Origin of the sequence: Actinoplanes sp. NPDC049598 (genome assembly GCF_040675435.1) — a bacterium.
Classification (GTDB): Bacteria; Actinomycetota; Actinomycetes; order Mycobacteriales; family Micromonosporaceae; genus Actinoplanes.
This window is the reverse complement of sequence record NZ_JBFAOX010000001.1, coordinates 1082595-1094875: the sequence shown is the minus strand read 5'-3', so window position 1 is coordinate 1094875 and position 12281 is coordinate 1082595. Positions and strand designations below refer to the sequence as shown.

The 12281-nt window shown below is 71.9% G+C and carries 12 protein-coding genes; 8 read left to right on the top strand and 4 right to left on the bottom strand.

Annotated elements, in window-relative coordinates; translation table 11 throughout:
• Positions 1-84: 84 nt before the first annotated feature.
• Genes tnpB through AB0J66_RS05465 form a run of 4 tightly spaced genes read left to right on the top strand, consistent with a single transcriptional unit; the run spans position 85 to position 6266 of the window.
• The gene (tnpB, locus tag AB0J66_RS05480) at positions 85-1536 is read left to right on the top strand and encodes an IS607 family element RNA-guided endonuclease TnpB (RefSeq protein WP_364655910.1); all 1452 of its coding nucleotides are present in this window, start codon (positions 85-87) and stop codon (positions 1534-1536) included.
• Positions 1533-3839, top strand: coding sequence for a GH92 family glycosyl hydrolase (locus AB0J66_RS05475; RefSeq protein WP_364655908.1), 2307 nt, complete (start codon positions 1533-1535; stop codon positions 3837-3839). The genes tnpB and AB0J66_RS05475 overlap by 4 nt, the downstream gene beginning before the upstream one ends.
• Positions 3836-5089 (top strand): glycosyltransferase, encoded by a 1254-nt coding sequence (locus AB0J66_RS05470; protein WP_364655907.1) that lies wholly within the window; start codon positions 3836-3838, stop codon positions 5087-5089. Before AB0J66_RS05475 ends, AB0J66_RS05470 begins: the two co-directional genes overlap by 4 nt.
• A 19-nt stretch (positions 5090-5108) precedes the next feature.
• Positions 5109-6266, top strand: coding sequence for a cytochrome P450 (locus AB0J66_RS05465; RefSeq protein WP_364655906.1), 1158 nt, complete (start codon positions 5109-5111; stop codon positions 6264-6266).
• A gap of 295 nt (positions 6267-6561) precedes the next feature.
• Here AB0J66_RS05465 and AB0J66_RS05460 read toward each other — a convergent pair whose 3' ends face one another.
• Entirely contained in the window at positions 6562-7269 is a 708-nt protein-coding gene (locus tag AB0J66_RS05460; RefSeq protein ID WP_364655904.1) for a hypothetical protein, read from the bottom strand.
• Between the two features lie 206 nt (positions 7270-7475).
• Between AB0J66_RS05460 and AB0J66_RS05455 the strand changes: the two genes are divergently transcribed.
• Positions 7476-8138, top strand: a complete 663-nt coding sequence (locus tag AB0J66_RS05455) for an AAA family ATPase (protein WP_364655903.1) — start codon at positions 7476-7478, stop codon at positions 8136-8138.
• 9 nt (positions 8139-8147) lie between these two features.
• Here the strand turns inward: AB0J66_RS05455 and AB0J66_RS05450 are convergent, their stop codons facing one another.
• On the bottom strand, positions 8148-8432 hold the full coding sequence (locus tag AB0J66_RS05450) for a hypothetical protein (protein WP_364655902.1): 285 nt from the start codon (positions 8430-8432) through the stop codon (positions 8148-8150).
• A 272-nt stretch (positions 8433-8704) separates the two neighbouring features.
• Between AB0J66_RS05450 and AB0J66_RS05445 the strand changes: the two genes are divergently transcribed.
• The 3 genes from AB0J66_RS05445 to AB0J66_RS05435 are packed head-to-tail and all read left to right on the top strand — an operon-like array spanning position 8705 to position 11248.
• The gene (locus tag AB0J66_RS05445; protein ID WP_364655900.1) at positions 8705-9700 is read left to right on the top strand and encodes a hypothetical protein; all 996 of its coding nucleotides are present in this window, start codon (positions 8705-8707) and stop codon (positions 9698-9700) included.
• On the top strand, positions 9697-10386 hold the full coding sequence (locus AB0J66_RS05440) for a S24 family peptidase (protein ID WP_364655898.1): 690 nt from the start codon (positions 9697-9699) through the stop codon (positions 10384-10386). Before AB0J66_RS05445 ends, AB0J66_RS05440 begins: the two co-directional genes overlap by 4 nt.
• A gap of 7 nt (positions 10387-10393) precedes the next feature.
• Positions 10394-11248, top strand: coding sequence for a PHP domain-containing protein (locus AB0J66_RS05435; RefSeq protein WP_364655896.1), 855 nt, complete (start codon positions 10394-10396; stop codon positions 11246-11248).
• 206 nt (positions 11249-11454) lie between these two features.
• On the opposite strand, the gene AB0J66_RS05430 is transcribed toward AB0J66_RS05435, so the two are convergent.
• Together AB0J66_RS05430 and AB0J66_RS05425 are read right to left on the bottom strand one after the other, a co-directional pair.
• Positions 11455-11895 carry a MerR family transcriptional regulator gene (locus AB0J66_RS05430; protein WP_364655894.1) on the bottom strand — a complete coding sequence of 147 codons (441 nt, stop codon included), beginning with the start codon at positions 11893-11895 and terminating at the stop codon, positions 11455-11457.
• Complete coding sequence (locus AB0J66_RS05425) at positions 11892-12227, bottom strand: hypothetical protein (RefSeq protein ID WP_364655892.1); 336 nt, start codon at positions 12225-12227, stop codon at positions 11892-11894. Before AB0J66_RS05425 ends, AB0J66_RS05430 begins: the two co-directional genes overlap by 4 nt.
• Positions 12228-12281 lie beyond the last annotated feature (54 nt).

Sequence of the window (12281 nt, the reverse complement as noted above, 5' to 3'; positions counted from 1 at the left end):
GATGATGCGCTGGGGTGAGCGGGTGGTATCGGAAGTGTCGTACCCCTGGCCGAGGATGGTCATGAGTCTGATCTGGGAGGGGTGATGGGTGTGGAGACGGTGCAGGCGTATCGGTTCGCGCTTGATCTGACCCCGGTCCAGCAGCGTGCGGTGCTAGCCCATGTTGGTGCGGCTCGTAAGGCCTATAACTGGGCGTTGGCGCGGGTGAAGGCTGTCATGGATCAGCGGGCTGCGGAACGTTCGTATGGTCTGGGCGATGAGGTGCTGACGCCGGCGTTGGGCTGGTCGTTGCCGGCGTTGCGCCGGTCGTGGAACGCCGAGAAGGCGATAGTGGCGCCGTGGTGGCCGCAGGTGTCGAAGGAGGCGTTCAACACCGGCCTGGACGCTTTGGCGCGCGGGTTGAAGAATTGGTCGGCCTCCTGCAAGGAAGTACGGGCAGGGCGCAGGGTCGGGTTTCCGCGATTCAAGTCCCGGCGCCGTTCGGCGCCTAGCATCCGGTTTACGACCGGGGCGATGCGGGTGGAGCCGGACCGGATGCATGTGGTGTTGCCGCGGCTGGGCCGGCTGAAGTTGCACGAGTCTGCGCGGAAGTTGGCTCGTCGTTTGGAGGCGGGTACGGCGCGCATCATGTCGGCGACGGTGCGCCGTGAGGGGCAGCGCTGGTTCGTCTCGTTCACCGTCGAGGTCGAGCGCGTGGTCCGTGCCAGGACCGGGCCCGAGCGCGACTCGGTGGTCGGAGTGGATGTCGGCATCAAACATCTCGCCGTGCTCTCCACCGGCGAACTCATCCCGAATCCCAAGCACCTGGACGTGGCGGGGGCTCGGCTGGGGGCGCTCGGGCGCGCCCTGTCGCGTCGGCAAGGCCCAGACCGGCGCACTGGGCAGCAGCCCTCGAAGCGGTGGCAGCGAGCGTCGGCGCGGCTGCGCAAGGCGCATGCCCGTGTGGCGAACTTGCGCCGCGACGGGCTGCACAAGCTGACCACCCGCCTGGCGCGTGAGCACGCGACGGTCGTGGTGGAGGATCTCAACGTCAGCGGAATGCTGAAAAACCGGCGGTTGGCGCGGCGGATCGCCGATGCCGGATTCGCCGAGATTCGCCGTCAGCTGGCCTATAAGACCCAGTGGGCCGGCGGCCGGCTCGTGGTGGCTGACCGCTGGTTTCCCTCCAGCAAGACCTGCTCGGCCTGTGGTGCGGTGACAACCAAACTCACCCTTGCCGAGCGTGTTTACATCTGTAGCGGTTGCGGGCTGGTCCTGGATCGGGATGTGAACGCCGCCCGTAACCTCGCCGCCCTCGCGGCGACATGTGATCCCGCCGGGAGTGGCCCGGTGGCAGGACGTGGAGCCATCCAGAGGACCCGCCCCGGCGGGCAGGAGGCTGTGAAACGTCAACCCGGCAGTGCGGCGTCAGCCGCGTGTCAGACCGGGCCCGCTGCTCCGCAAGGAACGGCTGCCGCACGAACGTCGGAAAGCACTCAGCGGCAACGGGAGGCGGATTTGCGACAGTATGGATCATCGGGCCGAGCCGGGCCTTGATCAGTTTCTCGGGCGGAGTTCACCGGACGGAAACCTCCACCGAACAGAGCGATGGGTATGGTCCCGCCATTCTTGACAACGTTGATCCCTTCATCGGCACCGCGGCGACCGACCTGGCGCCGCCCCGCGGGCTGGCCGCCACCTGGTGGTGGCCGAAACCGCAGGTCGGCAACACGCACCCGGGCGCCACGTCGCCGCTGGGCATGGTCTCGGCCTGCGCGTACTCCGGCGCGTACCCGACCGGGTACGGGCTCTACAGCAAGAACACCGAGGGGGTGCCGGAGGAGATGTTCGACCGCCTGCAGGCCTCCGGGTTCACCCACTTCCAGCAGTCGGGCACCGGCGCGATCCGCAAGTACTACAACTACGTGCGGGTCACCCCGATGGTGCAGCCGCTCGACGAGCTCGGGCAGTCGTGGGAGCTGACCGACGAGCAGGCCTCGCCCGGCTACTACGCGGCCACCCTGGACACCGGGATCCGCTGCGAGATCACCGTGGGCGAGAAGGTCGCCGTGCACCGCTACACGTTCCCGGAGAGCAGCAGCGCCCGCGTCGTGATCGACATGTCGATGGGTGGGCTCGCGGTCGAGCTCGGCCGTACGGTCCCGCTGCGGGCCCAGGTCGAGAGCATGGGGCTGGGCCGCGCGCAGGGCACGGTGGTCATGGAGGGTGTGCCGCTCAGCGTGTACGCCGAGGTCGACGCGCCCGGCTGGCGGCAGATGCTCTGGTACGACCGGCGGCTCATCGACGGCGGCACCCGGCTCGACTTCGACAGCATCCGGCACACCAACCTGCGCCCGTTCGGCATGCTGTTCCGCGGCAAGCCCCGGGCCGGGCAGACCGTCGAGGTCCGGCTCGGCTTCTCGCTGCGCGGCGGCGAGCAGGCCCGGGACAACCTGCGGCGCGAGTGCGGCGAGGACGGCCCGTCGTTCAACCGGGTCCGCTCGGCGACCCGGGTGCGCTGGCGCGAGCATCTCGACAAGGTCCAGGTCGACGGCGGTACGCAGGGACGCCGCACCGTGTTCTCGACGGCGCTCTACCACTCGCTGATCAAGCCGTGCTTCGCCGATGACGAGAGCCCGTTCTGGCCCACCTCCGGGCCGTACGCGTTCGACGTCTGCACGATGTGGGACATCTACAAGACCCAGCTGCCGCTGCTGGCCGCGATCGCCCCCGACCGCTCGGCCGACCTGCTGGAGTCGCTCATCCGGGTCTGCGAGGAGGAGGGCAACTTCCCGATCGGCTACCGGATGGCCCGCGGCGCCGACCGGTTCTTCCGGCAGGCCAGCGCGCTCGCCCACACCGCCATCGCCGACGCCCAGGCGCTGGGCCGGGCCGAGATCGACTGGTCCTGGGCGCTGGTGCACATGGTCGACGACCTGCGCCGGATGTACGGCGAGGACTTCTACGAGCACGGCGTGGTCCACCCGATCACCCACACCCTCGACCTGGCCTACGCCTACCAGTGCACGGCCCGGGTGGCCCGCGCGCTGGGTGACCGCCGGCTCGCCGAGGACCTGCAGGAGCGGGCCAAGGGCTGGGTCAACGCGTTCGACCCGGCGACCGGGCTGCTGAAGGACTCGGAGTTCTACGAGGGTGGCAAGTGGAACTACTCGTTCCGCCTGGTCCACGACATGGCGGCCAGGATCGCGCTGGCCGGCGGCGACGCCGCGTTCCTGGGCAAGCTCGACGAGTTCTTCGGTTACGGCGCCGACCCGGTCAAGCAGCCGGGGCAGCGCCCGACGGCGGCCGAGATGGCGGCCGGCTACGCGCTCAACCGCTTCGAGGGGCTGAACAACGAGCCCGACATGGAAGCGCCGTGGGCCTATCACTGGGCGGGGCGTCCCGACCGTACGGCCGAGGTTGTGCAGTCGGCTTTGACCTGGCAGTTCGGCACCGGACCGGGTGGCCTGCCCGGCAACGACGACTCCGGCGGCCTCAGCGCCTGGTACGTGTGGGCCTCGATCGGCCTGTTCCCGGTGGCCGGCCAGCAACGGTTCCTGATCAACGCGCCCGCCTTCGAGCGCGCCGCGATCCAGATGCCCGGCGGCGAGTTCGTCATCGAGACCAGCGGCCTGCGCGACCACCCGATCGGCTCCGACGGCCTCGAACGGGAACTGCCGGCCCAGTACGTCCAGTCGGCCACCCTCAACGGCCGGCCCCTGGACGCCACCCACCTGAGCGCCGCCTCCGTGCACCGCGGCGGCCGGCTGCACCTGCGGCTCGGCCCGGAGCCGGCGAACTGGGGGCGCGGGAACCGCCCGCCGTCCCTGTCCGACCCGTCCCCACCGGAGGAACGTTGAGCAAGCCCGATCGCCGACTCGTCATCGTGGTCCGCGCCGACCCGGTGATCTGCGGCCACTCCGGCGAGGCCCGCAACCTGGCCGAGGTGGCGCTGACCCGGGGCTTCACGGACGTACGGCTGCTGACCTGGCCCATCGGCGTGCTGCAGCAGGCCGGTCTGCCGCTCAAGCCGCTCGACTCGCTGCTGCCGTACAGCGAGGGCATCACCGTGGAACGGCCGGAGGCCGTGGGTGACTACCGCGTGCCGGACGGGCGGCACCTGGCCGGGCTGACCGGGCGCCTGGTGGAGCTGCTGTCGGACGGCGTGCCGACCGTGTGCCTGTCGATGTACCTGGTGCCGCACACGCAGGTCGTGGTGGACGCGGTCGACGCGGCCCGCGCGGCCGGCTTCCCGGTCGACGTGCACACGGTGGCCAAGGCGGTCGGCTCGGACGTCACCAACGTCATCCGGTCGTGCCTGCGCGAGGGGCGCTTCGGAGCGGCGACGGTCCTGTTCACCACGTTCCTGGCGAACGACGAGGTGGTGGCGGTCTCGGAGTACACCCGGGACGAGATCATCGCGTCGGCGGCTGAGGTGGACGAGTCGTGCGGGACGTCGTTCGCGGCTCAATGCCGTTCTCGGGTCACCGTCAGCTATCCGCCGATCGACTCGTCGGCCTATCTGGATGTTTCCGAGTCGGCGGTGGACGAGGCGCTGACCCGGCGGGGGTTGGTGCGTGGCGGGTACGTGCTGTTCCTGTCGCGGGTGGCCCGGGCCAAGGGGATCTACGATCTGGTCATCGCGTACGGGCAGATGCGCTCGCGGGAGCGGGTGAAGCTGGTCGTGGCGGGCACCGGGCCGGCCCTTGAACATGTGCAGGCCATGGCCAAGGAGGATGATCAGATCATCTTCCTGACCGACGTGTCGGACGAGGAGAAGCCGTTGCTGATGCGCGGGTGCGCGGCGTACGCGCTGCCGACCAAGCCCGAGCCCGACTTCGTGGAGACGTTCGGGATCGCGCTGGCCGAGAAGGCGCTGGCCGGTGGCGGGCCGATCATCACGACGCTGACCGGGGGCACGGGCGAGGCGGTCGGCGACACGGCGATCATCGTGGAGGCGGGCGACATCACGGCGCTGGCCGAGGCGGTCGACCAAGCGGTCCTCGACCTGTCGGAGGCCGAGAAGGCGGACATGGAGAAACGGGCCCGGGACTACGCGATGACCTTCGACCGCGCCGCCGTCTTCGACGACTTGTTCCCACCGCCATGATCGCCTTCGTTTCCTCGCCATGATCGTCTTCTCGGATCCCGGCTTCATCCGCGACCCGTACCCGGCCCTGGCCCGGCTGCGGGAAACGGACCCGCTGTCCTGGCACGAGCCCACCGGCCGCTGGCTCGCCGCCAGCCACGCCACCGCGAACGCCGTGCTGCGCGACCGCCGCCTCGGCCGCTTCTGGACCGACCGCTCGCCCGCCGCGGTGTGGGAGCCGTTCAACCTGCTGCACCGCAACCAGATGATGGAGAACGAGCCGCCGGCCCACACCCGCCTGCGCTCGCTGGTCGCCTCGGCCTTCGCCCGGGGCCACGTCGCCCGCCTCCGCCCCGCCGTCGCGTCGTCCGCCGCCGCATTGTTCTTGGAGGCCGGCCAGGAGTTCGACTTGATGGCCGACGTCGCCGAGCCCCTGGCGGTCACGGTCATCGCGGAACTGCTCGGCGTCCCCGCCTCGGACCGGCGGTGGTTGCGGCCGTGGTCCGCCGCCATCGTCAAGATGTACGAGGTCACGCGCACCCCGGCGGACGAGGCGGCCGCCCTCGAGGCGTGCCGGTCCTTCGCCGACTACCTCCGATGGCTCGCCGCCCAGCGCGCCACCGACCCGCAGGACGACATGATCAGCCACCTGGTCGCCATCCGGGACGGGCTCTCCTCGGACGAACTGGTCGCCTCGGCCATCCTGCTCCTCAACGCCGGCCACGAGGCCTCGGTCAACGCCCTCGGCGGCGGCGTCGTGGCCCTGCTGCGCCACCCCGCCGAACTGGCCCGGCTCCGAGCCGACCGCTCCCTGATCGACACCGCGGCCGAGGAGATGATCCGCTACGACCCACCGCTGCACATGTTCATCCGTACCGCCGCCGCCGACGTCCAGATCGGCCCCGTCACCATCCCCGCCGGCGCCGAGGTCGCCGCCCTGCTCGGCGCCGCCAACCGCGACCCGGCCGCCTTCCCCGCCCCCGACACCTTCGACATCGGCCGCCACCCCAACCCGCACCTGGGCTTCGGCGCCGGCCTGCACTTCTGCCTGGGCGCCCCACTGGCCCGCCTCGAGCTGCAGGCCGCCCTGACCGCCCTGCTCGACCACGCGCCCCACCTGGCCCTGACCGCCGAGCCCGTCCAACGGCCGACGTTCGTGCTTCGCGCTTTCACAGCCGTGCCACTGACGACCCGGTAGCGTCATTCGCCCCCGCCTGGCGGCCGGCCTTTGTTCGCCGCGCCTTCCCGGCTGGGCGGCTGACGGCTCGGTAGCGTGATTCGCCCCCGCCTGGCGGCCGGCCATTGTTCGCGGCGCTTTCGCGGCTGGGCCGCTGACGGCCCGGGTAGCGTGATCTGCCTCGCGCCTGGCCTTTGCCGTGGGGCCGGCTCACGGCAGCTCCGCTGACCGGGCGTCAGTGGTGGGCCAACCTGCGGGCGGCACGCGGGGCGTGGGGAGGACGCCGCTCCTGGGCAGGTGCGACCGCCGGGTCCCCTCAGACCGGGGGATCGGTGGGCACGGGACCACCGGCGGCGGCCTGCGGTGGGCTGGGCTGGACGTAGCCCTGCGGCGGGTGGTGCTGGCTGTAGTGCTGAGGCGGGGCGAACTGCGCGGCCTGGGCAGCTTGGAACTGCGCGGCCTGGGCGGCTTGCGCGGCTTGGAATTGAGCAGCTTGGGCGGCGTGGTGCTGCGCCGCGGCGTGCAGGGCGGCTGTGGCCTGGGCGGCGAAGGCCTCGTGGGCCTTGCGGAAGGTGACGAACTGGCCGCGCTCGTCGGCCTGGCCGCCGGCCACCAGCATGCGGGAGGCGCTGCGGAGGGCGACGATGTAACCGGCCACGAGCGCCACGACGGCGACGATCGCCACCAGGCCGGCCGCCGCGTCGGGCACGGCCGACGCCAGGAAGATGCCGACGACTCCGACCGCGAGCAGGGCGAGGCCGATGGCGAGCCCCTTCTTGCGGTCCCGGGCGCACCGGGCGCAGAACGGCCACGCCGCCGCCTCGACCGTCTTACGGGTGGCCAGGACGAAGATCAGGAACGGCAGCGCGCCGGCCAGCAGCAACAGGTAGGCCCAGCCCTGAACCCGGGAGATGAAGCGCGTCTTCTTGTGCTCGACGGCCGGCTCGCCGTGACGGGCGCAGACGCTCGGCGTGCCCCAGCCCGACGTGATGTACGAGGCGGGAATGTGGACTTGGACGGACACCTGAAGCCTCCTGCGTTCCGCATTGACCGCGACATGATCCACTGCGCCCGCCGAAACACCGGCAGCGGGGTCAGCCGAGACCGTTCGATGAGCCCGGGGCGCGGCCGCACAGGTACGCCCGACGGCGGTCACGGGTCCAGGCCGGGGCGCGGCCGGGTAGGGTCGGCCCGGCCCGGCGGCGGTCTCGGGGTCAGGATGGGGCGGACATGAAGTGGGGGACTCGCGACGACCTGCTGGCCGACCTGGCCGACGCGGTCGGGTCCATCGCGCTCGGCCACCCGGCGCGGGTCGCCGTCGACGGACCGCCCGCCGCGGGCAAGACCACGCTCGCCGACGAGCTGGCCGCCGTTCTGCGGTCCCGGGGCCGTCACGTCGTCCGCGCGACGATCGACGACTTCCTGTTTCCACGGGAGCGGCGTTACCGGCGTGGCGAACACTCGGCCGAGGGCTGCTACTACGACACTCACGACTACAGCGGGCTGACCCGAGTGCTGCTCGATCCGCTGGGCCCGGGTGGCGACCGGCGATTCCGGACCGCGGTCTACGACCACACGACAGACTCAGTGCTGTCGCCGCCCGTCACGATCGCGCCCGCCGACGCGGTGCTGCTCTTCGACGGCGTCTTCTTGCTGCGGCCGGAGCTGATCGACCGTTGGGAGCTGAGCATCTTCGTGTCGATCGATCTGGCTAAGACGGTGGACCGGGCCGTGGTCCGGGAAGGCCACCGGCCCAGCTCGGCCGTCGAACGGCGCTGGCGCGAACGCTACATCCCTTCCCAGCAGCTCTACTTCGCCACCGCCCGGCCGACCGACCACGCCGACGTCGTCGTTCACAACGACGAGCCCCACAAGCCCACCTGGGAAAGCTGACCGAGCTGCCTACTCCCGGCGGAGCTGATCGTCGAGCCCATCCACCAGGTCATGCCACAAGTTCTCGGCCGCCGCCCGCACCTCCGGCGCCAGGTTCCGGTGCACAACCCACTTGGCGTCGCCCAACGTCATGCCGGTGGCGTCCTTGACCGCCTTGATCACCGAGATCGGCGAGTCACTGCGCCGCAGCAGCTCACCGGCGATCTGATCCGGGTCGGCGCCCCTCGCCACCATGGCCCGCGCCACGTCGGTCAGGAGTCCGATCCGCCTCGCCCGCTCCGACGCTTCCGTCACGCTCGCAGCTTAGGTGCGACGCGAAGCGGCCCGCACACCCACCGCGCGGGGAGGCCCCCGACGCTCGCGCGGCCCGGGCCGCCGGCAGGCCCCGATGACAACGGCCATCGGGGCCTGTCCCGTTCCGGTACGGTGTCGCGATGGGCGCGATCAAGCCGTGGCATCTCGTGATCTGTCTCCTCGTGGTGATCGGCCTGGTCATCGCCATCATCGGGGCGGCCCGGCGCCGCTGACCGTCCAAAAGTGTCATACCCCCGGTCTAGCCTCGGGGCATGACGTTTGGTGAGGTGCGCGGCGACCATCGGGAGGTGGAGCGGGCGCTTCTCGACGGCGGCTGGACGCCGTGCGGGGCCGGCGACTGGGCGATCGCGCTGCGCTCCCCGGACGGGTCGGCCGCTGCCCGGATCAGCCCGTTCGACCCGACCGGGCCCTATACCGCACTGCTCTATCGCGAGGCCGCCCGTACGGGCCAGGTCCCGGTTCTGTTCGACCACCGGCGCCTCGTCGGCGGCGGTGATCTGCAGGTCATGGAGTTCCTTCAGCCGGCCCCGGCGGAGGAGGCCGCCGTGTTCGCCTGGGCGCCCGAGCTCGCCGCCATCGTGGGGCGCGTCCACGAGCGCGCCCGGCGGGAGCTGCCGTGGTGCGGCCCCCTCGACACCAACCCGTCCAACATCATGCGCGCCGCCGACGGCCGCGTCGTGATCATCGACCCGTTCTACGCGGACGGCCCCGCGTTGTGTGCGACGGCCGCCGCCGATCCGGATCTCGTCGCCGCCCGGATCCCCTCGTCGGAGCGCCGCTTTCTGGCCGACATCCCGCTGACCTCCTCGGGCCCGTGGAAGCCGGGTGAGCAGGAGGCCCTCCGCGCCGGCCTGGCCGCCGCCGACTCGCGCGCCGCGGCCCGCGAGTCGGCCGGGAGCGCTCGTGCCGCGGTCCGCGGGCCGGCTGCCGACGTCCGCGCCGTGGTCCGTGAGCCGGCCCCGGACGTTCACGAGCGGGGTTCCGCGGCGAGGCCGGGTGTGTACCGGTCCGGTGCGGGCCCCGGCGGCGGGCCGGGCTCGGGCCCGGGTGGTCGCGGGCTGAGCGCGGGGACGGACGGGCTCGGGGAGGGCCGGGGTGGTGTCAGGGAATCAGGAACGGCGGTCGATGCCGGCGGGACGGGCCGGGATGCCGGCGGATTGCGCATTAGTGTGGACGCTCGAGCGCCGAACGGTGAGGCAGGGGCCCGCGGAGTGGGATCGGGTGGCCGGGAGGGGAGGATTCTGTGATTCCGGCGCAGTTTGTCGGCGATGAGGATCTGAGCGCGCGGCAGCGGCGGATTCTCAGCTTCCTGCGGGAGTGGACGGGCCGCCATGGGTATCCGCCGACGATCCGGGAGATCGGTGACGCGGTCGGGCTCACGTCGTCGTCCAGCGTGGCGTATCAGCTGCGGCAGCTGGAGCGGAAGGGCCATCTCCGGCGCCGCGCCGGGCGTCCGCTCCTGGCCGACCGGTGGGACGAGCGCGGCGGGCTGATCGACCGTCCGCTTTCCGCCGGCCGAGCGGCCGACCGCGGCCGGCCGATCGACCACCCGCTTTCCGCCGGCCGAGCGGACGAGCGCGGCCGGCCGATCGACCGTCCGCTTCGCGGCGAGCGGGGAGACGAGCGCGGCCGGCCGCTCGTGGCGGGTGAGGATGTGGGTGGCGAGCTGACCTGGCCCCGGGGTCCGGACGGCGCGCTCGCCCTGCCGCGGGCGGTGGTCGGCGAGGGGAGCCATTTCATGCTGCGGGTTCGCGGTGATGCCATGCAAGAAGCGGGTATTCGGGACGGTGACCTGGCGGTGGTCCGGCGGCAGGCTACGGCCGGGCCGGGCGACATCGTCGCCGTGATGACGGGTGGTGCGACTGTGGTGCGGTTCTTCGAAGGCGACGGGACGATCGTGGGGCGGGTCGTCGCGGTTCTGAGTGAGCTGTGAGGCGGGGATGGTGATGCCACCGGACAGCCACGTCCACACCGAGTGGTCGTGGGACACCGCCGTCGGTGACATGGAGGGCTCGTGTGAGCGGGCGGTGGCGCTGGGGCTGCCCGGGATCGCCTTCACCGAGCATTTCGATCACACCGTGTGGTGGGCTGACCTGCAGGGGCCGTACGGCTCGGAGTACTTCACGACGTTCTGCGACGCGGACGGGATGGTGCGGCCGCCGCCGTTCGACGCCGCCGGTTATCTGGCGGCGGTCGAGCGCTGCCGGGAGCGCTTCCCGGAGCTGCGGATCTTCACCGGGCTGGAGATGGGTGAGCCGCACCGGCATGTCGCCGCGTTCGGGGAGGTGCTGGCCACGGGGCGCTTCGACCGGGTGCTCGGCTCCTCGCATGTCGTGACCGACGGCGACAGGTTCGCCGAGCCGTGGGGGGTCTTCGAGCATCGCGATCCGGCCGAGGTGATGCGCGAATACCTGGCCGGGGTGGCCGACATGGTTGCCACGAGCTTGCCGTTCAGCGTGGTGGCGCACATCGACTACCCGGTCCGGTTCTGGCCCGGCCGATTCGACCCGGCCGAGTTCGAGGACGAGTTCCGGCACGCGCTGCGGGAGACCGCCCGCTCCGGCCGCGCCCTGGAGATCAACACCCGCCTGCCCCTGCACGCCACCATCCTCGGCTGGTGGCGCGACGCCGGCGGCGACGCGGTCAGCTTCGGCAGCGACGCCCACCTGCCCGACGCCGTCGCCCACGGCTTCGCCGACGCCGCCGCCATGGCCGAGGCGTACGGCTTCCGACCCGGTCCCCACCCCGCCGACCTCTGGCCCCGCACCCTGTCCACCCTGGTCAGCGGGCCCTGAGCAACGGCGGATCGCGTCCCACCCGCTGCTCGGCGCTGACCGAGGCGGCCCGGACGAACGACAGCAGCGGCCGGACAGTGGTCGTGCTCGGCAACCTGCCCGCCGATGAGCTTCGGGCCGTGACTACCCAGGTCCACTGCGTGCCGCCTCGGGATCGCGCAGCAGGCGGCGCCGGCCGGGCCGGAGGACAGCAGTGGCGAGCACGGTCAGCGAGGGCCGGCGTCGGGTGCTCCTGTCGGGATGGTGGCGAACGGGATGGGGCAGCACTGCTGGGCGGCGCAGACCACCAGGTCGTCGCAGCCGGCGGCGACGGCCGCGCGCAGCGTCGCCGCGATGACCTGGAGGTCGGCGATCTTCGCCTCCACCTCGGCCAGCTTGGCCGTCGCCCGTTCCCGCAGCCCGGCGTCCGGGCGGCCGTGCCGGTGCCCTCCGCTGGCCAGCAGGTCGGCGACCTCGTCGAGGGTGAACCCGAGCCGCTGGGCCGCTTTGATCACTTTCAGCACGGTGACCGTCTCGGCCGGGTAGAGCCGGTGCCCACCGAGACTGCGCTCCGGCTCGGGCAGCAGGCCACGGCGCTCGTAGTACCGCAGGGTCTGCCGGTTGACGCCGGCCGCATCCGCGACCTGACCGCTGCGCAGCCCGCTCACGAACGCATCCGGTCAGCGGCCCGCAGCTGCAACGCGTCCAGAACCGCGGCGTGGGCCGCCGGCACCGTGACCTCGAGCCGCAGCGCCACGCCCCCCGGGACGAAGCCGAAGGTGAAGAACGAGCAGCAATCGCTCTCCCGCGCAGTCAGGTCCCGGGCTGTCGCCTCGTAGGCCGGATCGAGGTCCCAGCGCAGCGCCGTGGTCGACAAGCGCTGCTGGCCGCGCAACGCGGTGGCGAACAAGTCATCGAACTCGGCCCGCCGCAGCGGCCGCTCGACGACCGGCAGGGTGCACGCCTCGGGCACCCACTCCTGTTCTCCCGTAGTGGTCATGCCATGACGGTAAGCCTGTACCCAGGTACCGGTTGCAACCGTCGCCCCCGGGCA

What these genes read in the sequence shown, in the direction of transcription:
- tnpB (WP_364655910.1), top strand. Translation starts at nt 85, where the DNA reads ATGGGTGTGGAGACGGTGCAGGCGTATCGGTTCGCGCTTGATCTGACC.
- AB0J66_RS05465 (WP_364655906.1), top strand. Translation starts at nt 5,109, where the DNA reads ATGATCGTCTTCTCGGATCCCGGCTTCATCCGCGACCCGTACCCGGCC.
- AB0J66_RS05455 (WP_364655903.1), top strand. Translation starts at nt 7,476, where the DNA reads ATGAAGTGGGGGACTCGCGACGACCTGCTGGCCGACCTGGCCGACGCG.
- AB0J66_RS05445 (WP_364655900.1), top strand. Translation starts at nt 8,705, where the DNA reads ATGACGTTTGGTGAGGTGCGCGGCGACCATCGGGAGGTGGAGCGGGCG.
- AB0J66_RS05435 (WP_364655896.1), top strand. Translation starts at nt 10,394, where the DNA reads ATGGTGATGCCACCGGACAGCCACGTCCACACCGAGTGGTCGTGGGAC.
- AB0J66_RS05425 (WP_364655892.1), bottom strand. Translation starts at nt 12,227, where the DNA reads ATGACCACTACGGGAGAACAGGAGTGGGTGCCCGAGGCGTGCACCCTG.